Source organism: Geofilum rhodophaeum (genome assembly GCF_002210225.1).
GTDB lineage: Bacteria > Bacteroidota > Bacteroidia > Bacteroidales > Marinilabiliaceae > Geofilum > Geofilum rhodophaeum.
This window is the reverse complement of sequence record NZ_MWUJ01000002.1, coordinates 318093-340932: the sequence shown is the minus strand read 5'-3', so window position 1 is coordinate 340932 and position 22840 is coordinate 318093. Positions and strand designations below refer to the sequence as shown.

Here is a 22840-nt window from a genome sequence, read left to right as displayed (position 1 = left end):
CGGTCTCAAACAAACATAAAAATTGATGTTTACTTCCACCTGTAAAAAACACCAATAAGTAGAAAGTGTTCCGCAAAACAGCTTGGAACATGCCGAAAATTATTTAAAAACATCAAATTTAAAGAAAATGAAAATCACAAGACTCAACCAGAGCGCTGCAGGTCTGCTCTTTGCAGCACTTCTCTTCAGTTCATGCAGCAAGGACAAGGACACCGAACCCGATGCCGTACAACAAGGGACGAGAGAACGCAGCTTTGACCTCTACGTAGAGAAAATACAGGCCTACAACTGGACGGAGGCCCAAAGTGAATACGAGGGAGTTAAAGCCGGGGATAAAGTAGGAATACTAAAATTCATCCCGGCTGCTGAGGACGAGAATTACTGGTACAATCATCAATTTGATTTGGTGGGAGATTACCAAAGTAAGTGGGAAAATGAGCGCTACAATCCCTCCCTTTTAAGAATGTACACCTTCCGATTCAGCACCCTAAACGCCAATCTTTGGGCCAAGCAGTTCCACACTGAAGAAGAGGCAGAAACAAGTATCGATGAAATGGATTTTGAAATAAGAGTCAGCATCGCAAAAGTTCCACTGAACGATGCAGAAGTTACCGTCTTTGCCTATCTGCGTGCAGAAGAAAAATAGTAGCCCCAACAGGACTCGAACCTGTATCTGAAGTTTAGGAAACTTCCGTTCTATCCCTTGAACTATGGAGCCATGGGACTTTGCCTTCCGGTAAAGTGCTGCAAAAATAGCGGAAATTTGCAAGTTATCAAATTTTAGCCCCAAAGAACTAGAGCCTGGCCAGACGAGTCACTGCTTCATCGAGCAGGTCGTCTGGCCGCCCAAAGTTAAGCCGCAACAAACAACGCTTTTGCTTTTCGTGGGTAAAAACGCCAAAGGGTACTGTGGCGACACCATAATCGTGAAGCAAACGTTCGGCAAACTCAAAATCCCTTTCGTCAGAAATTTTGGCATAACTTATCAGTTGAAAAACAGAGCCGCTTGAAGGGAGGGGCTCAAAGCGCGTATTAGTCACCAGCAAGTCGTTAAACCGATCCCGCTTATTCTGGTAATACTGAATCAACTCTTTTCTGGAAACCGAGGGCTCCAAACCCTCAGCCAACAACATCTGCAAGGGAGCAAAATGCCCTCCGTCTACCACATTAAACACGCCCCTTATGGCTTTCATCAGCAACTCAGGGGCAGCACAAAAAGCCACCGGCCAGGGCACCCTGCATTGCTGAGCCAGTGAGCTGATAAGTATGCTCTGTTCGGCTAATTTCGGATAAAAGGCGACACTTTGATGCTCCTTTTCATCATAAACCAGGTTGGCCATGCTCTCGTCACTGACCACCAAAATACCTGTGCCACTAATGACCTTTTGCAAACGAAGCATATCCAGCTCAGACAGCACCATCCCACTCGGGTTGTGGGGGGTGTTGATGATGATCATGCGCGTATTGCTGGTCACCAGACGCGTCACCTCTTCCCAATCGATGTGGTAATCGTTTTCTTTCAAGCTCACATAAACGGGACTTGCCCCGGTAAGCAAAATTAGAGCGAGGTAATTGTCTGCTGCAGGTTCAAACAACAGCACTTCATCTCCCTCTTTTAAAAAAGCAGTTAAGACGGCAAACAAATTTTGATTGGGGCCATTACTGATGGAGAGTTCGGTTTGCGGATTATATAAACGATCATAACGAAGCTGAAGATGTTTGGATATGGCCTGACGCAATTCAATTAAGCCGTAGGGACTTACCACACGCTGATACAAATCGGGCGACCATTCGGGCATCTTTTTCAATCCGGGATTCACCAACTCATCCGACAGATAGTTACCCGCCAAATCAATGGCATTGGTCTGTCGGGCCAGCTCACTCATACGTGCAACAAAACCCGCTTCGGGGGAAAATGATTTGGAGTAGGACATGCTGTAAAATTAATGAGCCTGCAAAGGCGCATTCAAAAATACAGTATTCCCAGATAAACAGCCACGAAAACAGAATCTCTTTATCAACACCTGGCAAAGGATTACAGGCAGTCAGCACCAACTGGTCAAATATTTCCCTATCTTCTTCAAAAAAAATCAAGCACGGCCCAGCTATTGAAAGAGCTCTTTCAATACAGGCAAACTGCGCAACTGCCCCAATCCGGGATGGTGCAACTCATAATACAACAGAAGGGCATCGAGCAGGGAACGCCGCTCGTCGAGGCGGGTAGAGATGGCAGACAGTTCATCCAAGCCCAGATGCCCGATCTGATGAATGCGAAGACTCAAATCGCGCTTAAGATAGTGGGCATGCGCGGGCTCCCTGTTCACAAAACAGCCTTCGCTCAAATCGAACCAACAAAACGCTTCACTATAATTGTCGTGTGGCTGAAAACCCAGGTAACGCGCCAATTGAAACAAAAACCACAGGTGAAAGTTCTCCAGCCCCTCCTGCTCTCTGTCGAGCCGGAGGATGGAAGCTTCCAAAAAAGCATAAACATCCGGAGCAGGGCCCTCATTCCGAAGAATGCGCCACAACAACTCGGTCAGCAAAAAGGCCTGGGCGCGACGGGTTTGAGAAAAGGGAATCCGTTGTAGCGGCGCAAGTGTTCTAAATTCCTTGATGCGTTGTATGTCCTTATTGTTGTGGTGATACACCTCCAGCTCTAAACGGTTAAGCGCCTGCATCAGTACAATATTGCCCTTGCGTCGTTTGCCATACACCCCGTTGACCATATAACTCTGCAAGCCATACAGCTGGGTATAAATGCGCACAATGGCCCCCGATTCGCCGAAACGAACATGGTTTAATACAATCCCTTCTGTTTTGTGTATCATTGGCGTGCCGCTTTGCAAGCAAAAATAATGATTTATTTTTCGATCTTAGGCGTTGATTTGTTTGGAGGCAATGTACCAAAACCCTATATTTGCACCCGCAAAGTTCTTAAAGTAGTAGGCCCAGGTGGCGGAATTGGTAGACGCGCTGGTCTCAAACACCAGTGATAGCAATATCGTGCCGGTTCGATCCCGGCCCTGGGTACTCAGAAAAAGCCTGACAAGTTGATTGTCAGGCTTTTTTGTTTTTAGACGATAGTGGATTGATAGCGAATTCTGAAATCATCATTCTTATTGCAAAAAGTTTTAAAAAAAACCCAATCACTCTGCATGATAGACCAAAAGTGGTTGTTAATTAATGGGTCTTTTCTTATTCCTCGGAGTTTACACTTTCCCAGGCAGATTGATAAAGAAGTTCAATAGGGTATCTAAGAAAATCAGATGTTGGCTCCCTGGTTTCAACAAATCCAATTAAGTAGGGATTTAAGGAACGCATTGTTAAAATCTTTTTTGCGATACTTTCAACGTGCTTTTTGGAATTGTTTTTGAGTTTCGTCCATAATTCACAATAAAAAAGGCCGGAAAACCCGGCCCTCAATTCATTTGTATGTTATTTGCTTTTACCCTCATCAACCAACCCAAATCTCTTCAAAATCTTTGGTGTAACTGATGGAGATTCTTTTACAGCCCCAATAATAAGCTCAAGATCTTGTTCCTTTATTGGTGAGAATGAATTCTTCCAATCAAACTGCTCTTTGAATTTATTAATTCTTATGGGTTTAATGGAACTACAATCAACGTGACTATTGTGATCCAGGAAGTCATAATCTGCCGCAGAAATAGGATATTGAAGGTCTTTTAAGCTATCAGGTAGATTGCGATTAACTCTTGAATTAATAAGAAGGGCCCCAATGATTTTATCCTCATCAAATCCAATTACAACAAATAATTTATCCCGAGTGACATCCCCTGGGTTTTTAGGAGTTACTCCCTCTTCTTTTGAAAGAGTCATCTTAAATACGCTTCCAACAACAAGCGCTTGATTGATCTGATTTTCTCTTTCTTCGTTATTGTTTAAAAGGTCTCCAAGGGAAGGACTCATAATTAACTCAAAATAGCGTCAATTTCTGATTGTTCTTTAATGTATTCTGACATTTCATTACTTACTCCGGCAGCTCTGGCAATATCTAAGATATCCATTTTTGATGCTGGCTGTTGTTTCCATGCCTTGTCCCATGCATAATCATGAGATTTATCAGAAAGTTGTTTAAAAGAAAGACCTTTATTTTCTTCAATAGATTTTTTCAGGCAAGCGACATCAGACTTGGATAATTCATCCATATCCGGGGCTTGTTTCCCATAAATAACGTAATCTAAATCATCATCTCCTCCGGTAGAAATTGAGTTTGCTAGTTCCCTTATTTCTTCAGTTTGAAATACACGACTTTTTCCCTGAGCTAATTTTACCGCGTCATAAATCTTTGAAGGTACTGGTCCATTTGGCAAAGCACAAAATTCATCCTCAATTATTGGTCTGCCATATAACGCAAGATGTTCTTTATTAGCAAAATATAAAATCTTGAATGCCCGCAAGATATCAACTCCTTCGAAAGCAGAAACAACATAAAGAAATGCAGCTTTCATTTTTAAGATATCGTCATTCATAGCCGAAATGATTTAGGGGTTACCTGTTATAACGTATAGGCAATCAATAGGTTTATTTTATAATTAAGCCTATTGTTTTAAGCGTGCAAAAGTAATATAAAATTATTAATTCATTTGCATAATGCAAATAGCAAGCCAATTTATTTTAGTCGATATTTTATAATTGTTTTTTCTGAATATTCTTTCCCCCTGCCTGATTCAGCCAAAATAACTGGCCTTCCAGGCATATCGTAAAACTGACTTTTGGAGATGAAACAGCATAAGATGTTTTCATATAACCAACCTCTTACATAACATGACTGGGTTTATAACACACTTTATTTTTTATCTCTCTTCCATTTTTTAATCCTCATTGAACATTTAAATCCCGGAAGTTCATGTTTGAATCTCCGGAATATCCATGCAGCCGCACCGGCTTACTTATATACCACTTCACTCCTGATTTTCTTAATTTCTTTTAATGCTGTTTGTGCGTAATTGAATTCAAAACACCATTTATCGCACTGCTTTCGTTTTACAGGATCCAGGTATCGGTCAAACCAATAAATATGTTTAACCATTGCATAATTTTCCTGGAAAATATCAATGTATTCAACCAGTTTATCTTTTTCAAACTCTTCCATCAGCATATCAATATGCTTTAAGACTTTTTCTCTGGGAGGATGATTATATGGTTGACTATTGATGTCTTTTAAATCTTCTGGTATTTCAAAACGCAGACGTTTCTTTTTGTTTTGCCTGGCTTGTTCTAAATAATTGTGGAATTTCTCTTTGTCTTGTTCAAATTCAATGTACTTCTCCAGATTAACTTTTCGCTTTTTTAGCTCCTTGTTAAGTGCCTCCAAATCTTTCCTGTTGAAATAGTGTCGTTTTCCACGGGTAAAGTAATTTTTGAACTCGAATCTCTCTATGATAAACTTTCCTGCTCCATAAGGAGCTGAGCGAATAATTTTCGACATTTCATCTCCGGGAATCCATTCCCCTCTCTCTGTTTGAAGTTTGCGGAATTCCGTTGCTGCCTTCTTTATTGCCTCTTTTGAAAACTGTTCTACCTTTGGCAAGTCCTGACTTCCAACAACAATTGACAGTAAAGCTCTAAGGTGTCTAAGTTCATTGTAGATTTTTTCTTCTTCCATTGCTTGATTTTCATGATAAGTAATTCAGAATTTAATTGAAAAGAAATTATTACTTAATCCTGACTTTATCAAGAAAATCCTAATTTATACATTGTCGAACCGCAAAGTCACCGAGAACATGCCTTATTCTTCCACATTCCACGAAATACAATTCAAAATCCCGCCTTCATTAGCAATTTCACTACTATTGATGGAATGAATACCGACATTTGGAAATAGCTCATTAAAACTGCCTAAAACGCCCTTATCATCATCCTTATCGAACGTAGGCATTATAATATTCTCACCCACCTGCAAATAATTAATATAAATCCCGTTTGCCTGAATAGTTTTGGTATTATCGTATGGCTGATATGGTATTTCTATGTAATCAAGGCCCGCATTGTCGAGTGCTAATTTGAAAGCTCGTTGAAAGTGCTCTTTCTCTTTGGAGTAATCATTGATAATAACTGTGGAATCGTCCAGAAACCGAACCATACCATCGGCATGTCCGATGGCATCAGATGGTTGCTGAGGAACCAGGATGAGCTGGTCAACCTTCAGGAACTTTCGCAATTTAGATTTAAGCTCCTTTCTGGAATACTTGGGGTTCTCTTTAAAAATCTTGTCACACAGAATGGCCTTATTGTTTCGGTGAACCACATTGCCGCCATCAAGCACTATGTCAGTTTCTTCTACCGGCTTGTTAATTTGTTTCCAGATGGTGCTTACATCCGAAATGGTGTTTTGGTACTTCTTGTAGTTTAGGTAGTCCGGGGTATATTGAAACTTTACAAACTTATTCTTCTCAACCTGAATCGGCATATAATCTCTTGCCCAAATGTCTCTGGTTCCTTTTAACAGTTCGTGGTTAATTCCGCATTTATCAAGCAATTCCGAGAATGCCCTGTAAAATGCCGGGTATTTCTCCGGTAAAGTATCAGCCAGGTAAAGTTTATTGGTATTTTCGTCGTTTATCATTGCTACAGATCATTAGGTCGAGGAAGATATTTCAGAAATAACGAGCTTACCTTGTTTTGAATAAGTTATAATTCTCCTTTAAAGGCTTTGTCAAGGATGCTTTCTTTTATAGATTTGAGATTGTCTAATTTTGACCGTTGCTCCTGCAATAAACCTTCAATACTTTTTGAATAGGCATCAAGCTTTTTTACAATTTTCTCCTGAGAATTAAGCGGAATAACTGGAGCCTTAGCAACTTTTTTAAAGAAAGCTGTTGTAGCTCTGGGCATTCGCGCCCCTGATGTATATTGATTAACTAGAGCCACAAATCTTGGACTTCTAAGGAAAAATGCTAGAAAACTGGTATTTAATAAGTCTTTCTGTGGTTGAAAAGGCACAATTTCAGTTGTGGCTATACCATCAAAATCGGCAACATAGACTTTATTTAGATAGGGTCTTAGTTTGCCATACAAAACCGCTCCTTTTTTAAAACGGACTTTTGTACTTTTAATAGTTTCACCTTCTGTACTTGAAAAATTAATAATTCGACCAGTATTTGATTCAATGTTTTCCAGCCCTACATAATTATACTCTTCAATATAAGACAGTATGAAACCAGCTTAAAAACTTGATATTAAGTATATTACAATAAATTTCTGACATCTTATTGTACTATACGATGAATACCAAGGTTGATAACAAATATAGCGAATTAATTCAGTTGTTTAAAGAAACAACGAAGTGGCACAAGTCTCGCGTAAAGTGCGCTGTATCAATAATATGCGCGATGTGTAATTTGCAAACGGTTTCGTTTGTTAAGCTTGCACAAGGGTTTGAAGGTCACACTATTTACGAATCAAATCATCGACGAATACAGCGTTTTTTTGCTGATTTTATTATTGACCGGCACATGGTGTCGCAACAAAGCCCAACCGGTGTAAGACACAACATGTTTTTACAAATTTTAAAGACTGAAAGCAGGATTTCGGGATATTTGTATATCTTTAGCTTTGTGCTCGGGCACGCCAATCATTTAAAACAACCGTTCGCGCCCCATAATGCCTAAATTATCTGAAAACACCCTGTTCAGGCACCTGAGAGCCTTTGTTAACCGGCACCTTGGCCCTTCCTACCTTCCGGGAGAAGGAATTGATTATTGGCGCGAACGCATTTTCCATTACTTTTCATTGGCTACCGTTTTCTTTGGCATTGCCCTATATCTTTACTATGGTTTAAACTTCTTACTCGGCGGACAGGTAGGCTTCTTTATTTTTTTGTCTGCCGTGTTCGTCCTTACCCTGATCGCTTTGGGCTTACCGGCACTTTCGATCCGATTCCGAATCGGGTGGATCCTATTTGCACTGTACCTAACAGGCTCCTTTCTGCTGCTCCAGGGTATGCATCTTATGGGCGGTTTGCTCTTTTTATTTGCTTCATCGGTGATGGCGGCCACTATGGCCGGAGCAATCTATGGCTTACTTTATCTGTTTTTGCACAGCATCACCCTCCTTGCGGTGGGCATTTATTGGTATTCGGGATGGATTCAAACAGAACTTCTCGCCCCTGTATCTCTCAAAAGCTTCATTAATCTATCGGTAAGTTTTTTGGTGCTCAACACGATTACGCTGGCCCCGCTGCTCTCCTTGCTCAACGGAATGATTTTTAGCATTGATAAAGAAAAGCGCTACCGACGCATTTTGCAAAAGGACCAAAAAGATCTGTTGCTTGCCTCCAAACGCGCCGAAGAGTCGGACCGCTTAAAAACGGCCTTCCTATCGAACATGTCGCATGAAATCAGAACCCCCATGAACGCCATTATGGGCTTCTCGACCCTGTTAAACAACAAGCAATTGGAGGAAAGGGAGCGGGAAGAATTTACTCATTTGATACAACACAACGCCCGAAATCTGATGCTGCTGGTCGAAGACATCATCGATATTTCCAAAATGGAAACGGGACAATTTAAGGTACAATACGCCCCCTGCAACCTTCACCAACTGCTTAACGGTTTGCGTGCTACCGCCGAAGAAGAACTGTTTCGAATGGGACGCAACAATATTGAGATTAAGCTGAACGAAGGGAGCAACGACAAAAGATTAAACATCCTAACCGATGCCCTGCGCCTACGAAAGATTTTATACAATTTAATGAGCAATGCCATTAAATTTACCGAGGAGGGTTCGGTGGAACTCGGCTATCGCATGGAGAGCGATCAGGAACTTGTTTTTTACGTAAAAGACACGGGCATTGGCTTATCGGATGCAGATGCGGAACGCATTTTCCACAGCTTCTACAAGGTCCAGCACGAAGGAGAAAAACTTTATGGCGGCACTGGAATTGGTCTGACCATTGCCCGGCACCTGGTCCGCTTTATGGGTGGCGAAATATGGGTGGACACCCAAGTCAGCAAAGGAACAAGTTTCTACTTTTCGCATCCGCTGCAAAAAGTCTTTCTGCCCCACAACCCGGAAGAATTAAAAACCCTGGTTCATGAGCTGGACGACCAGGAAGGGCGGCACTAGAACTCCATTCCAATAACGGAAATATCGTCGAAGATGGATTTTCGGCTCATGTGTTCCTGGATGTATGCCTTTATCTCCACAATATTTTCGGCCATGGAAACAGGAGAAGAGAGGATTTTTTCCAGAGATAATTGTCCGTTGGTCACTTCATCCCCACGCTCCAACTCTACCAGCCCGTCGGTAAAAGCCAACAACTTGGAGCCTTGCGGAATGGTCAGTCGGCCCACTTCAATGGCCGGTATTTCGTCCAGCATTCCCAGGCCAATACACCCTTTGTCCAGCGAAAAAATGCCCCCCTTTCGGGCATCGTACAAAAGGGGCGGCAAATGCCCTGCATTTATGTAGGAAAGCTTACGGGTCAGCAAGTTATATTTCCCAATAAAAAGCGTGATAAATTTTTCATTATTGGCGCTTTCGTTGACGCGTCGGTTGAGCTGGTGAACCAACTTCTTAAGGTTCATTCGGGCGCTGAATACGGAATGAATAACGGCCTGAAAATTAGACATCAACAAGGCCGCTGCAATCCCTTTGCCGGAAACATCGCCGACACAAAATCCTATGGTATTACGCGAAATTTGCAGGAAGTCGTAATAGTCGCCCCCCACACCCAGGTGAGGTTGGTAAATGGTATGAATGGACAAGTTTTTGTGACTGGGCAAATCGGCCGGGCCCGGAATCAACTGATTTTGTATGCGTGATGCCAGCTCCAGCTCCTTACGCATCACTTCCTGCTCCAGGAGGGCCTGTTGCATGCGCTTATTCTCAATAAAAACGATGATCAGATTGGCAATAATCTGTATCAGCTTCAAATGCTTGATGGTGGGACTGATGCCCTTATAATCTTCATCCACGTCGCCGATAAGCAGGTAGCCGATGGATCTAAAGCGGTGAAAAAGCGGAATAATGGCGTCAAAACCCCGCAGCTGCTCGGGTGGCGAAAGAGTGATGTTTTCAATCGCCTGATATTTCATCAAATCACGCTCTACATCAATCCCCTTCACCTCTTCGGGGCGCACCCCGGAGATGAGCAGATTGTGCCACACTCCGTCGGAACAGGTATAAACCAGCACCTTACCCACATCCAATTCTTCACGCAACAAGATTTCAAACTCAGCCAGCAGACTTTCAACACTATGGTCCTCATTAATGGTTTGGGCCAAATCCAGCAGTATGTTGAGGCGGTCTTTATAGAGTTTGACTCTTCTCTTTCTGGTCTGTGTAATCATCTATCCCGGTTCAGCTTTTAGCGTTGAACGAAATTTACAAAAATTTAATATTGTGTGCCAAACTTTTGCTGCAAATAAAGAAGCAGAACCGCGCAAATAAAAATGCCGCTGTTCTGCTTCCGTCTTATTCAAAATTACAAAGCGCTATTCTTTGGCTCTCTCCACATAGCTGCGCTCCTTAGTGTCTACTTTAATGCGCTCACCCTGCTCAATAAACAGGGGAACCATAATGGTAGTACCGGTATCGATGGTGGCAGGTTTCAGGGAATTGGTTGAAGACGTATCGCCACGTACACCGGGCTCGGTATAAGTCACCTCATAAACAATAAACTGTGGCAGGTTAACCATAAGCGGTGTTTCGGTATCCACATGATACACCATATCCACTTCCTGTCCTTCGCGCATCAAATCGGGCGACTCTACCAGAGACTCCTCAATGGAAAGCTGCTCAAAGGTTTCGTTGTTCATGAAGTGGTAACCCATATCGTCTTTATAAAGAAATTGATGCGGACGATGTTCTACCCGGGCTTCAGTGACTTTAACTCCAGAGCTAAAGGTGTTTTCAAGAATCCTGCCGGTGGAAATGCTCTTGAGTTTGGTACGTACAAAGGCTGGGCCTTTACCAGGTTTCACATGCTGAAACTGAACAATGGTACACAATTGCCCGTTGAACTCAATGCACATCCCGTTTCTAAAATCTGCCGTTGTTGCCATATTAATATGCTTCGTTATGATTTGTTTTCGGCTGCAAAAATAAGGCAAATCCTTGAAAAACCACCCTTATTTAAGCAGCTTAATGCTTTGACGCTCCGTTCCTCGCGTCAGTACCATCAAATAGAGGCCCGGGGGCCAGTCTCCCGTATAGAGCAGTTCTCCCTTCCATTCCCTTGCCAGGAGGCGTTGCCCCATGGCGTTGAAGACCTCAACCCGCACCGGAAGATTGGTATCCGTCTGCAAATGTAGTCCATCCTTAAAGGGATTCGGATAGACCTTTAAAACAGTTTGGGCTTCTTGCTCGACACCGGTTGTATGGTCAAAGACGGCGACCACCCATTCGGGATGGTCCACATAAGGATTGCGGTTGCCCTGCAAAAGGAAAATCTGATGGTTACGCAGGCGCTCCTTTTGACTGACGGGGTCTTGCTCGTGCCATTGCAAAAGCATCTCCAGGACCCAGGGCTCCAACGCCGGCCAGGCGCTGCCATCAAGAATGGGAGGAATCAGGTTCTGACTGCTCCAGCCGGGGCTACGGTGCATGTAGCGGGTAAGCATATAAAACCAGGCGCGGGCCAGGTCGCCCTTATAAGCATCGTGGGGCTCAAAGACCAAGCCGTTATAGGTGTTGCCGGCCACATTTGGCCCCAGCAGACTCCCATTCAAAGAGGTCCACTGAGGGGTGGCCACTTCTCCGAAGGACTGATTGCCGCGCTGGGCATTGACCAGTTTGTCGCTGGGAAAAATATGATGCACATCGGTGTACATGGTGTCTGTTTGACTGCCTCCCCACCAACTCACGGGCCAGCTGTGTTCACGATTGTAAAAGCGCCCTTCCTCGCTTACGTTGGTTCCTCGGTCCTGGTCCTCACCCAGGGTATAGGTATAGGGACTGCTTTCACATTCCAGCGTGCCGTATATGTCCCATACTTTTCCATCAAATTTCAAATCGGCGTCGCCAAAGATATTCCAGATATCGCTGTAGGTAAATACATTGTGGTCGTTAATCCGCTGATGCAATTGCTGCATCAACGCGCGTCCCGTTCCGTCGATTCCGCCATAATAACCATCCGGAATACGGGAAGCAATGCCGCTGCCGCTGACCGCTACTTGTGTTTCGGCTGCCCCTACACTGTGCACGATGTGTCCACTGTAGGCCTTCGTCTCTCCGGGTGCAAAACGGACAAAGATGCGCTTCTGATTGAAGTCGCTGCTGTTGATACTGAGACTTGAAGCATAAGCCACTTCACAGTCGAACGAAATCAGAAAACCTTCAGGCGCTTCCAACAACACCGGCGCGGTGAGTCCACCGCCCGACAAATAATAAAACTGCACATCGGAGCGCTGTCCCGCCTCCACCTGCCTGAAGGCGTACAACTGACCACTGATTTCCAGGCCTTCTACAAAGGCGGCCTGTTGTAAGGTTAATTTATAAATCTTTTGAAATGAGGGATCTTCGGCAGTAAGCGTAAGCACCAATTCGTCGCCATCAGCCAGTACCAGTTGCGCCCAGGCGTCGGGTGCAACTGCTTGACCGTTGCGCTGCAGCTCTACCGCGGCTGTGGGACTTAAGGCCTCGGGCAGGGTACCTGCAAAACCCGAAAAATCTTCTACCACCAAGCTTGCTCCCGGTTCGCTGCCGGCATCGGCCACTTCGAGTCCCTCCAATTCCAAAACATCCAGTCCGCCCACTGTCCACGCTTTCAACCTGGCTTCCGTGGAAACGTAGCCCTCCATCGCCTCCAGACGCAGATTATCGATGCGGGTATTGCCCAAGGTGCTGCTGGCCCCATCCACTACAATACGAATGGAGAAGTCGGCATTATTGTACATCCCGGGCAAACCGTCGAGAACGACTTCAACCACCTGGCCGGCCACCCAGCTGTTGCCCCAGCCCGAAATATCAATGGTTTCCAGGGTGGTCCAGGTACTGCCGTCGGTACTGTAGTCGATTTGGTGCGTAGTAAAGCCGGTGCTGGTACGCCTGCTGGCATAGCTTAGGGCGATACTGCCTGAAGCGAGAACGGGGACCTCCAATTGCAGCCACTTTCCGTTGTTGCCGTTGGCCTCTCCGCCCTGGGGACAAAAGCTGCCGCCTGCCAATTCGCTTTCGACGCCGTTAATGCCCGTGCCCCCAAAAGAAACCACATTAGCAAAGTTGTGGCTTAAGGTTGCACTGCCCAAATCTGCAGGCACAGTGGTCGGCCAATTAACGTTATTGTCAGAAGGGCCGTCGTTAAAATTCCAGTAGGCGAGGGTCTGTGACCAGCCTTTGGAGGCCAGGGACAACAGGAGGACCAGCAGCACCAGGTATTTGACGCTAAAGTTGTTTTTTTTCATAGGGCAAAGGAGCTAAAACGCATAAGAATAAAACAATACTACATTGGGGCTGTAAAATCGGATGGAAAGTTAGATTATTTTTTTTTGCCGGAAAAACCTACACAAGAATTGACTTGTTAAATAATAAATACTTAACACAAAAACAGCCGCCCCTTGCGGAGCGGCTGTAATTACGGCTTATTAAAAATCAAACTTTTATACAGTCATAATGTCTTTTTCCTTGGCCTCAAACATCTCGTCTACCCTCTTCATGTAGCGGTCGGTCAGCTTTTGTGCCTGATCTTCGGCATCCTTTTCCATATCCTCGGGCAAACCCTCTTTGAGTAATTTCTTAAACTCGTCCATAGCCTCACGACGGGCGCCTCTAATGCCAATGCGGGAGTCTTCGGCCAATTTTTTTGCCATTTTCACCAGGTCTTTGCGTCGTTCCTCGGTCAGAGGCGGCACATTAATGCGTACCAGCTCGCCGTTGTTGTCGGGATTCATGCCCAGGTTGGCTGCCATAATGGCCTTTTCGATAACAGGTATCATACCCTTTTCCCAGGGCTGAATGGCAATGGTGCGGGGATCGGGGGTATTGATGTTCGCCACCTGGGCCAGGGGAGTCATTGCCCCGTAATAGTCGACCATTACGCCGTCGAGCATTTTGGGATTGGCTTTGCCGGCTCTAACCTTCGACAGTTCTCGATCCAGGTGATCCAGGGCTTTGTCCATCTTATCGGTAGCGTCTTCGAGGACTAACTTAACTTCATCTTCCATGGTGGTAGTGTTTTAGTAGGTTTTGCTTTGCCGCAAATATAGGAAAAAAGAGTTAAATGCGCATTTTCTTGTGCCCATCAGTCCCTCTCCAGGGCCGACAAAATGGCCAGCGCTTCGTCGCGGTTGGTGCCGCAGACCAGCGGCTCGGGCTTAAACCCGGCACAAACCCGGGGCCGATCGGGCGAATGAAAAATGCCGCATTGCAAATCCGACGTAAGGTGAATGCAGGGCATTCCGGCCGGTTTGCCATTGGGCATACCCGGGATGGGCGACGAAATACTGATGGCAATGCAGCAAGCAGCACAATGGGGTCTACATTCCATATTAGAGGTATTAAAGTGCTGCAAAACTATAATTCTTTTGTTATTTTTAGCCCTCCAAACCAATTTTTGTAAGTCATGAACAAACAATATACACAGCTCATCTCCTGGTTTCAGTCCCACCACGGCGTATTAACGGCCCTTTCGGGGGGGGTGGACAGTTGTCTGGTGGCCTGGGCGGCACGGCAGGCCCTGCCTAAAGACAAGGCCATTGCCCTCATTGGCGATTCGGCCAGCTTAAAGCGGCGCGATTTTGAACTGGCGGTAAAGTTCTGCGAAGAAAACGACATTCGCTACGATGTGATTCATCCCAATGAAATAGAAGACCCCAATTACCGGCAAAATCCGGTGGACCGCTGCTTTTGGTGCAAAAGTTCGCTCTACACCGAAATGGGCCGCTACCGCAGTGAAAAGTATCCCGACTTTGTTTTGGTGAACGGCAACAACACCAGCGACTGGGGCGATTACCGGCCGGGCCTCAAGGCGGCGGATCAATACGCGGCTCGCAGTCCCCTGGCCGAGTGTAAAATGAATAAGGACGACATTCGTCGCATGGCCCGCGAAGTGGGATTAAAAGTGTGGGACAAGCCGGCCAGTCCCTGCCTGAGCAGTCGTTTCCCCTACGGGGAGGCCATTACGGTGGATAAACTGGCCCTGGTGGAAAAAGCGGAAGATTTGCTGGCTTCGGAGGGCTTTGCCGATGCGCGGGTGCGCTACTTTGGCGACCTCGCCAAAGTAGAAGTCCCCACGGCCCAGCTCACTGAGCTGAAAAACCACTGGTCCATACTCCTGCCTCAAATAAAAGCATTTGGCTTCCGCGATGCGCAAATTGATGAAGAGGGACTGATATCCGGCAAACTCAACCGCCTCATTGGCAAATAAGTCTTAAGGCACTTAAGGCACAAAACTCGAAAAGGGATTCTTGAGGCCACGGAACTGCTCCAGGTCGCACACAAAGGAACCCACTTTTAAGTTGAAGCGGATGCGTACCGGCAAACGATTGGCGTCGCGGGTGATCCATACGTGCATATCGTCCTCCGTCTCAAAAGCCCGGCCCACCTCGGTGACCGGCGAAAACTTGTAACATTCCAGTTTGCCAAAACTCGTATCGATGGCTTCAAGGCCCCGGTAACGGATGCGCAGGGGAAACTCCTCATCGGCAAACCAGGTATGGAGCGTTATTATCTCTCCAATTTTCATCTGGTCGTTAAAATGCTTTTCGCGACCGATGTAAAAGGCAGACACAATATCCAGGATATTGGGCTTTACATAATGCTCGCCACTGCGTTGACTCAAAATACGGGTCGAGTCGGCACCATGCTCAAACAACGACTCGTTGTACCAACGGTAACGTCCCTCACTGATGTTGCGCACCGACTTCACAGGCAATTGGGTGTAGGGATCAAAGAAGCTCTCGTACACGTCGCGCACCCGAAAAATCTTGTCGGCCAGACCTGAAGTGTGTGCCGAACCCACCAGGTGGTAGACCCTTTGACCGTTCCAAATCGTATCCTTCACCGACAAGGTGCCGCCACCGCCACGAATAAAACCGTAGCGCATTCCATAATGCAACTCCTCTCCAGGTCCAAAAGACCGTGGAACAGACTGCCCTGGAGCTTGTCCCGCACTAAGTCCCCCACCAAAAAACAGGAGTAACCCCAAACCCAAAACTATCGCTATGCTCTTCTTCATATTTGCCTGTATTAATTATCTCCTCTACGCACAAACTTGTACCCAAGGTATAGGCGCAAGGTTGCAAAAGAGATGCCAAAAAACAAAGAGCCAATACATCGCCTTGATAACCATGCAGCTACAGCTCTAAAAAACCTTATTCCGGGGCACTGTGGCCTGAAAGGCTTTCAAATAAAATGGCTCGAAATAGGCCACATCTTCGAACTTTTTCTGACGATAACGCTCTTGAGCCAGGGGTGCCATAGCCGCAGCCAGAGGTGCCACATCATCTACAAATCGGGCATTGGGGTGCGTGAGGACTTCGCGACACTTGGCCGCACCATCCCCAAAGAAATAGACCGGACCCTGCTGCAAGGCGTCAGCAAAACTTTCTCCGCTTACAATTTCGGCACGAATATCGCCCTGCAACTGCAAGTCACTGTTAAAAAAGGCGGTATAAACCTCCATGCGGCGGGCATCCATTAAAGGGCACAACAGGGCCCCATCCTCAGGACCGTTTCCACTTTGCAAAAAAGCCGCTGCCAGCACCTCCAGTGAAGAGAAGGCCAGCAATGGCTTTTGCAGGGCAAAACACAAACCCTTGGCCACCGACACCCCAATACGGAGTCCGGTATAAGAACCGGGCCCGCTACTCACAGCTACTGCTGCCAGCTCGTCCATCGACAACCCGGCTTCCAGCATCAGCTCCTCGATGAGTACTGTTAAGCGCGTGGAGTGGGAATTGGGAAGATCTTCACGGCGAGCGACCAAAACCTGGCCATCGTGCGCCAAAGCCACCGAACAAACGGTGGTGGAGGTCTCTATACAAAGAATAAGCGCCATTTTCCGAGCGTTTTGAAAAGACCAAAGTTAACAATTATCGGCGAGTCCTCCACCACCGTATTCAAGAAGCTGTTACAGCACCAAGGGCCTTCCCTGATAAAAATCCAAAATTTTACTGCGCAACAAAAAGGTGTACTTGGCCTGCAGGTAGTCCGACTCGGCATTCAGCAACTCGGTCTTGCTGACCTGATAGTCGACCACATTGACCATACCCACCTCATAGCGCTTTTCGGTATAGCGAAAAGCCTCCCGATAAGCATCAACTGCAGCCTCTCCGGCCAAAAACTGTCGGTAAGCCGCCTGTGCATCGGCCACCGCCTGCTGTATGTCCTTACGCAAGGCCTGTTGCTCCGTTTCCAGACTGTACTGGGCGTTCAAGACCCCAATACGGGCGTTTTTAATGTTGTTGCGGGCCGACAAACCGTTGAAAATAGGAATGTTCAAGCTCAGGCCATAATACTGAGACGCGTTGTCGCTGAAGCTTTGACTGAAGTCAAAGTTTTGCTGTCCCTTAAAGCGATTCACATAAGTGCTCCACCCCATGTTGAGGGACAAGCGCGGCCACAAATAACCCTTAGCGATATCCACCTGCTTCTGACTGCTCTCCAAACGCAATTCTGCGGCGGCAATGCGGGGAAGACTCCCCACGGCCATGGTGTAAACCGTCGAAGCATCCTGAAGATGCTCTAAAGACAGCTCCTCCACTTCGGGGTACAGCACATCAAAAGCACCAACATCTTCCAAATCCAGAGCCTGTGCCAAATCGAGCAAGGAAAGCATCAGGCGGTTTTCAAGCTGAATGACCGAGGAGGACTCCCTGGCAGCAAGGGCTTGCATTTCGAGGAGTGCACCTTCGGGCAACTTTCCGGCAGCCACCATCTTCTCACTTTGCGCCACCTGCATCCGCACCGTTTCCTCCTGAACTCTGGCGGTCTCCAGCATTTCCCGGTCAAAAAGAATTTGCATGTACATGGCCGTAATGCCCAAAGCCAAATCGTTACCGGCCGCTTCTACATCCATGCGGGCCGCCTCAAAGTCGGTCCTCGCCTTTTTCACTGCATTTCTGCGGGTAAAACCCTCGAACAAAGCCGTAGAAGAGGACAGCCCCAGATTGGCATCCCGCGTGGTCACATCCACCAACTCAAAGGTGTTTTCAATACGAACACTTCCACTGGAAGTCCTGAAGCTGGAGTTGGCATTCAAATTGGGCAGACGATCCAACTGAGTCTGTTTGTACTGCAGCTCTTGTTGATTGGCCTGAAGGCCCTGCCTTTTCAGACTCAGGTTGTGCGTAAGCGCGTGTTCTATGCACTGCTCCAGGGTCCAGCTCCCATCGGTGGGACTTTGCGCCCCCACCGAAAGTGCTCCGCACAGCAAGAGCAGTACGACCTTAAATATTTTATTTTGCATGATCAGACTTTTATCAGATGACAGGAACTTTTACTTTTTCTTCGGCCTCAAGCCCCTCCAGCAATTCGATGTTCAGTCCGTCGGACAAGCCGGTCTTCACCAGACGCTTTTCAAAGACCTGTGGAGCGGTTTCCACCTCCACGAACACCGAGTCGCCGCTGAACTGCAAAACCTTTTCATTAATGGCCAACACACTGTCGCGGCGATCCAATACAATGTCGGCACTGGCACTGTAGCCGGCACGAATAAAGCGATTGTCTTTCAACTCCACGGCGGCCTTAATTTCAAACTGAATGGCGCCGCCTTCTTCCACCCCCTTGGGTGAAATGTATTCCAGATAGGCATCGAACATCTCATTCTCAATAGCGCCTATGGTCATCACCAAATGCATCCCTTCCTTCAACTTCCCCACTTCGGTCTCGTCCACCATCCCTTCAAAAATCATTTCGCCCATATCGGCTACCATGGCTACTGTGGTACCATCATTAAAGTTGTTGCTCTTGATCACTGAGTTGCCCTCCTCAATCGGAACATCCAGCACCATCCCCGAAATGGTCGATCGAATCACGGTATTGGTCTTACTGCCCATTTGTTTGGTTACCCCTTCCTGAATCAACTGCAAGTGGTTTTCTGCAGCCTGCAGATCCTCCCGGGAACTTTTAAAATGTAATTCTTCCGCTTGGAAATCGGACAAGGCCACCACCTCCTGTTCGTACAACTGCTGAATACGTTCAAACTCCTTCTCGGCATTGGCAAAGGCCAGACGGGCCTTATTAACCCGATTTTCGGCCTCATTAACCTGCACCATCTCTGGAATAATTTGTATGCGGGCCAAATCGTCTCCCTGCTTCACCAATTCTCCGGGCTGCACATAAACAGCGGTAACAATACCCGATTCCTGAGGCTTAATGGCGATTTCTTTACGGGGCACTACCGATCCGGTAGCTACCGTTTTACGCAGGATGTTGGTGGTGACCGGTGTTTCGGTTTCGTAAACCACCGGAGCGGTTTTAGATTGCTGGTACAGATAAACGAACACCCAGATTATCAGGGCGATAAAAACCAGCAGGATGGTAAATTTAATAATACGCTTCATGCTTTTCAATTTTAGTCTTTGGCGTTAGTTGTTTATAAGATGGCAGTTGTGTTATTCGTGACGCAAGGCTTCAATGGGCTTTACCCGAACCGCCTTACGGGCGGGAATCAGTCCCGCAAAGAATCCGGTTAATACCAGCACGCCCAGGGCCAGCAGGGCCGTCGCTAAGCCGATATTCAGGTCTTGAAAAAATATGGGCTCTTCGGAGGTGGCGGCAGCGGCTTTGAGGCCGGTGCTGACGGCAGATAATATCAAGGTCCCCAAGGCCAGGCCCAGAAAGCCTGCCAGAGTGGTTAGAAAAACCGACTCCGTTAAAATTTGACTGATGATGGTCCACGGACGCGCGCCAATGGCACGCTGTATACCAATTTCCTTGGTCCGCTCCCGAACGGTAACCAGCATTATGTTGCTGACCCCAACGGCGCCCGCCACAAGGGTTCCAATCCCTACAATCCATATCAGCAAATTAATACCCAAAAACATATTGTTCATGGTCTTTGCCATTTCCTCCACATTAAAATTGCCGGTTGCCTCCAGATCATCGGGATCCACCGAGTGTTTCACCTTGAGCAGACGTGTTACCGCATCGGCTGTTTCAGAAACGCTGTAACCGGACTTGGTGGTAAAACCAAAAAAATGAACTTCGTTGCCGTAGTTGAAGGACTGTTGCATGGTGCTGAAGGGCAAGGATACCAGCTCCTTTTTATCGCCCCCGATTTGAACATTGGGATTAAGAGATCGCGCTACCCCAATCACCTGAAACCAAACCCCGCTCACTCTGATGTATTCACCAACCGGATTTTCGTCCTTATCAAAAAGCACCTCATACACCCGTTCGCCAATGACGCAAACCTTACGCTTTTGCTCCACATCCATTTCGTTGATGAAACGACCGTAAATCATTTCGTTGGGATCTATCCGATTGAAGTCGGGTACTTCACCCACTATATTAAAAGCACCGGTACGCAGTCCACGAATTACATTCTCTCCCTGATTCAAATTCCATCCCTGCAGTTTGGGCGCCAACAAATCGACCCCAGGCACCTCCCGACGAATGGTGGCCATATCCTCATTGTTAAAATTCCAGGGACGCCCCTGCCGAAACCCCTTGTAGGGTTTGGTGGTGTTGCTGGTCCACACAAAAGCGCTGTTTGTGGCGAAATGCTTAAAACCGGCAGTTACCCCGTTGACCAGGCCATTGCCTGCTCCGGTCATGGTTATCAGCATAAATATGCCCCAAAAAACCCCGAAGGCAGTCAGCGCACTGCGCAACTTGTTTTGCTTAATTGCAGAAAATATTTCCTGCCATCTGTCTTGATCAAACACGCTTGCTGTTTTAAGTACGACAATTCAAAAAAACGTGGGTGTAAAAAACCAATCACTCATCGTGCAAGGCTTCAATGGGTTTAATGGAAGCCGCTTTTCGTGCAGGAATAAAACCGGCCAACAAGCCCGCTGCCACCAACACAACCGCGGCGGAAAGCGCAACGCCAAAATCGGCCGAGGGATTGTAGAAGATATTGCGTATGTTGGGATTGCCTTCATACACTTGTCGCAAAATCACACTGGCCCCATGCAGCACCCCCATTCCTAAAAGCATGCCCATAAAACCGGCTACTGCGGTGATGAAGAGCGATTCGGACAAAACCAGCTGAACAACACTCCAGGGACTCGCGCCCAAGGCCTTTCTAATGCCCAGCTCCTTGGTTCTTTCTTTCACCAAAATGATCATGATGTTGCTTACGCCAACAATTCCTGCGATGATGGTCATGATGCCCACCACCCAAATAAAGAGTCGCAATCCGTTAAATACCCCTTGGGCCTGGGTGACCGACTCCATGGTATTCCATACATTTAGTGCTTCCTGGTCTTCATCTGAAAACCGATGTCTTCGGGCTAAGAAAGAACGTACTTCTTCCTCCACCTGCTTGTTTTCGGCAATGGTTTGATAAGAAGTGGTCAGAGCCAGATTGCTCAAATTGTGACTGCCGTTGAAAACCCGCTGCCCGGTACTTAAGGGAATCATGGCATCTTTAGCGCTTTCGTCGGTAGGATTGGCGCTGACGCCAATCACCTTAAAGTGAATACCTCCCACTTTCACCAATTCACCAATGGGATCTTCGTCCCCAAAAAGCTGCTCGACAATACTTTTAGAAAGAACCAATACTTTTCGACTTTCTTTCAGGTCGTTTTCGTTGATAAAGCGCCCCTTCACCAGATCCTGCAAACGAATGCGGTAATAGGCAGGGGTAATACAGGTAACGGTATAATCGCTGTATTCATTTTTATAGGTAAGGGGAACTTCGGACCACAGATAAAGGCGACCGGTTACATCTTTAATTCCCTGCAAATCACGCTGCAACAACTCCACGTCTTCGTTGGTAAACTGTATCCGGCGACCTTTATTCAGCCCCTCGTGCTCGATACTGGTGCGTCCGGGCCATATCTGAATGGCATTCTGCGCAATATCCCGCAACCCAAACTCCATCCCATTCTGCAAGCCGTTGCCGCTGCCCAACAGAATGATGAGCATAAAAATACCCCATGCCACACTGAAACCGGTCATTATGGCTCGCAGCTTATTCTGCTTAAGGGTCGTCAATATTTCTTCCAAATAGTCCAACATAACTTCAGGTGTTCGGCAGCGTTTGAAAATCAGCATTTACCTCATCGGATTCGATGATGCCGTCGCGCAGGCGAATGATGCGGCGGGTTTGTGCCGCAATCTCGTTTTCGTGCGTTACAATTACCATCGCTATCCCGGTCTGATTAACCTCCTTAAGCAGCTCCATCACCTCTCGAGAGGTCTGGGAATCGAGCGCTCCGGTGGGTTCATCTGCCAAAATCATCTTTGGCTTGGAAATCAGCGCCCGGGCAATGGCCAAACGCTGTTTTTGTCCCCCCGACAACTCCGAGGGCAGGTGGTGCGCCCATTCCCGTAAGCCCATGCGCCCGAGGTATTCGAGGGCTAAGTCGTTGCGTTTTTTTCGACTCACGCCCTGGTAATAGAGCGGAAGTGCTACATTTTCGACAGCATTCTTGAAAGAGATCAGGTTGAAGGACTGGAAAACGAAACCAATGTATTGATTCCGGTAGCGTGCCGCTTTGGTTTCATTCATGCGCGTAATGGGGATTCCATCAAGATGATAGCTGCCTGCATCGTAATTGTCCAGTATGCCCAAAACATTCAACAGGGTCGATTTCCCTGAGCCGGAGGAGCCCATAATGGAAACCATCTCTCCTTCCTGAATATTCATCGTCAAACCTTTCAGGACATGCAGCGAGTTCTTGCCGTTTACATAGGATTTGTGCAGGGCCTCCACGCGGATTATGGACTTACTCATCGTAACTAATATTAGGGTATTAACAAT

The 22840-nt window shown here is 46.7% G+C and carries 22 protein-coding genes and 2 tRNA genes; 4 read left to right on the top strand and 20 right to left on the bottom strand.

Translation table 11 applies throughout. The features are described from left to right. The first annotated feature begins 127 nt into the window (after nucleotides 1-127). Nucleotides 128-646, top strand: a complete 519-nt coding sequence (locus B4W65_RS03880) for a hypothetical protein (protein ID WP_088653801.1) — start codon at nucleotides 128-130, stop codon at nucleotides 644-646. Here the strand turns inward: B4W65_RS03880 and B4W65_RS03875 are convergent. From B4W65_RS03875 to recO, 3 genes are all read right to left on the bottom strand, one after another. Continuing rightward, nucleotides 647-718 (bottom strand) — tRNA-Arg (locus B4W65_RS03875). A 76-nt stretch (nucleotides 719-794) separates the two neighbouring features. Continuing rightward, the gene (locus tag B4W65_RS03870) at nucleotides 795-1934 is read right to left on the bottom strand and encodes an aminotransferase class I/II-fold pyridoxal phosphate-dependent enzyme (protein ID WP_088653800.1); all 1140 of its coding nucleotides are present in this window, start codon (nucleotides 1932-1934) and stop codon (nucleotides 795-797) included. 171 nt (nucleotides 1935-2105) lie between these two features. Then, the gene (recO, locus tag B4W65_RS03865; RefSeq protein WP_088653799.1) at nucleotides 2106-2831 is read right to left on the bottom strand and encodes a DNA repair protein RecO; all 726 of its coding nucleotides are present in this window, start codon (nucleotides 2829-2831) and stop codon (nucleotides 2106-2108) included. Between the two features lie 118 nt (nucleotides 2832-2949). Between recO and B4W65_RS03860 the strand changes: the two genes are divergently transcribed. After that, nucleotides 2950-3033: transfer RNA gene (locus B4W65_RS03860), tRNA-Leu, on the top strand. A gap of 405 nt (nucleotides 3034-3438) precedes the next feature. Here B4W65_RS03860 and B4W65_RS03855 read toward each other — a convergent pair. The 5 genes from B4W65_RS03855 to B4W65_RS03835 all read right to left on the bottom strand — a co-directional run bounded on the left by B4W65_RS03855 (nucleotide 3439) and on the right by B4W65_RS03835 (nucleotide 7167). Further along, complete coding sequence (locus B4W65_RS03855) at nucleotides 3439-3930, bottom strand: hypothetical protein (protein WP_088653798.1); 492 nt, start codon at nucleotides 3928-3930, stop codon at nucleotides 3439-3441. A 2-nt stretch (nucleotides 3931-3932) separates the two neighbouring features. Beyond that, complete coding sequence (locus tag B4W65_RS03850) at nucleotides 3933-4493, bottom strand: Panacea domain-containing protein (RefSeq protein ID WP_088653797.1); 561 nt, start codon at nucleotides 4491-4493, stop codon at nucleotides 3933-3935. Nucleotides 4494-4909: 416 nt separating this feature from the next. Next, nucleotides 4910-5629: a hypothetical protein gene (locus B4W65_RS03845; RefSeq protein ID WP_088653796.1), complete on the bottom strand. Its 720-nt coding sequence runs from the start codon at nucleotides 5627-5629 to the stop codon at nucleotides 4910-4912. A 123-nt stretch (nucleotides 5630-5752) separates the two neighbouring features. Next, on the bottom strand, nucleotides 5753-6589 hold the full coding sequence (locus tag B4W65_RS03840; RefSeq protein WP_088653795.1) for an agmatine deiminase family protein: 837 nt from the start codon (nucleotides 6587-6589) through the stop codon (nucleotides 5753-5755). A gap of 65 nt (nucleotides 6590-6654) precedes the next feature. After that, complete coding sequence (locus B4W65_RS03835) at nucleotides 6655-7167, bottom strand: restriction endonuclease subunit S (RefSeq protein ID WP_262487798.1); 513 nt, start codon at nucleotides 7165-7167, stop codon at nucleotides 6655-6657. Between the two features lie 459 nt (nucleotides 7168-7626). Between B4W65_RS03835 and B4W65_RS03825 the strand changes: the two genes are divergently transcribed. After that, entirely contained in the window at nucleotides 7627-9090 is a 1464-nt protein-coding gene (locus B4W65_RS03825; RefSeq protein ID WP_088653792.1) for a sensor histidine kinase, read from the top strand. Here the strand turns inward: B4W65_RS03825 and B4W65_RS03820 are convergent. The 5 genes from B4W65_RS03820 to B4W65_RS03800 form a co-directional block, all read right to left on the bottom strand. Then, nucleotides 9087-10316, bottom strand: coding sequence for a PP2C family protein-serine/threonine phosphatase (locus B4W65_RS03820; protein ID WP_088653791.1), 1230 nt, complete (start codon nucleotides 10314-10316; stop codon nucleotides 9087-9089). The two genes, B4W65_RS03825 and B4W65_RS03820, sit on opposite strands and share 4 nt — an antisense overlap. 144 nt (nucleotides 10317-10460) lie before the next feature. Further along, entirely contained in the window at nucleotides 10461-11030 is a 570-nt protein-coding gene (gene efp, locus B4W65_RS03815; protein ID WP_088653790.1) for an elongation factor P, read from the bottom strand. Between the two features lie 66 nt (nucleotides 11031-11096). After that, complete coding sequence (locus B4W65_RS03810) at nucleotides 11097-13370, bottom strand: endonuclease (RefSeq protein ID WP_088653789.1); 2274 nt, start codon at nucleotides 13368-13370, stop codon at nucleotides 11097-11099. 195 nt (nucleotides 13371-13565) lie between these two features. Next, nucleotides 13566-14129 (bottom strand): ribosome recycling factor, encoded by a 564-nt coding sequence (gene frr / locus B4W65_RS03805; RefSeq protein WP_088653788.1) that lies wholly within the window; start codon nucleotides 14127-14129, stop codon nucleotides 13566-13568. A gap of 77 nt (nucleotides 14130-14206) precedes the next feature. Beyond that, nucleotides 14207-14452, bottom strand: coding sequence for a YkgJ family cysteine cluster protein (locus B4W65_RS03800; protein WP_088653787.1), 246 nt, complete (start codon nucleotides 14450-14452; stop codon nucleotides 14207-14209). 75 nt (nucleotides 14453-14527) lie between these two features. Here B4W65_RS03800 and larE point away from each other — a divergent pair, with 75 nt between their 5' ends. Further along, the gene (gene larE, locus B4W65_RS03795; RefSeq protein WP_088653786.1) at nucleotides 14528-15331 is read left to right on the top strand and encodes an ATP-dependent sacrificial sulfur transferase LarE; all 804 of its coding nucleotides are present in this window, start codon (nucleotides 14528-14530) and stop codon (nucleotides 15329-15331) included. Between the two features lie 12 nt (nucleotides 15332-15343). On the opposite strand, the gene B4W65_RS03790 is transcribed toward larE, so the two are convergent. The 7 genes from B4W65_RS03790 to B4W65_RS03760 all read right to left on the bottom strand — a co-directional run bounded on the left by B4W65_RS03790 (nucleotide 15344) and on the right by B4W65_RS03760 (nucleotide 22813). Beyond that, nucleotides 15344-16141: a DUF3108 domain-containing protein gene (locus B4W65_RS03790; protein ID WP_088653785.1), complete on the bottom strand. Its 798-nt coding sequence runs from the start codon at nucleotides 16139-16141 to the stop codon at nucleotides 15344-15346. A 126-nt stretch (nucleotides 16142-16267) separates the two neighbouring features. Beyond that, nucleotides 16268-16963, bottom strand: coding sequence for a tRNA (adenosine(37)-N6)-threonylcarbamoyltransferase complex dimerization subunit type 1 TsaB (tsaB, locus tag B4W65_RS03785; RefSeq protein WP_088653784.1), 696 nt, complete (start codon nucleotides 16961-16963; stop codon nucleotides 16268-16270). 72 nt (nucleotides 16964-17035) lie between these two features. Beyond that, nucleotides 17036-18373, bottom strand: a complete 1338-nt coding sequence (locus B4W65_RS03780; RefSeq protein ID WP_088653783.1) for a TolC family protein — start codon at nucleotides 18371-18373, stop codon at nucleotides 17036-17038. Between the two features lie 13 nt (nucleotides 18374-18386). Then, nucleotides 18387-19469 carry an efflux RND transporter periplasmic adaptor subunit gene (locus tag B4W65_RS03775; RefSeq protein ID WP_088653782.1) on the bottom strand — a complete coding sequence of 361 codons (1083 nt, stop codon included), beginning with the start codon at nucleotides 19467-19469 and terminating at the stop codon, nucleotides 18387-18389. A 51-nt stretch (nucleotides 19470-19520) separates the two neighbouring features. Continuing rightward, a complete protein-coding gene (locus B4W65_RS03770) occupies nucleotides 19521-20795 on the bottom strand; it encodes an ABC transporter permease (RefSeq protein ID WP_088653781.1) in 1275 nt (424 codons plus the stop codon). A gap of 52 nt (nucleotides 20796-20847) precedes the next feature. After that, on the bottom strand, nucleotides 20848-22095 hold the full coding sequence (locus tag B4W65_RS03765) for an ABC transporter permease (RefSeq protein WP_088653780.1): 1248 nt from the start codon (nucleotides 22093-22095) through the stop codon (nucleotides 20848-20850). 4 nt (nucleotides 22096-22099) lie between these two features. After that, complete coding sequence (locus B4W65_RS03760; protein WP_205741209.1) at nucleotides 22100-22813, bottom strand: ABC transporter ATP-binding protein; 714 nt, start codon at nucleotides 22811-22813, stop codon at nucleotides 22100-22102. Nucleotides 22814-22840: the final 27 nt, after the last annotated feature.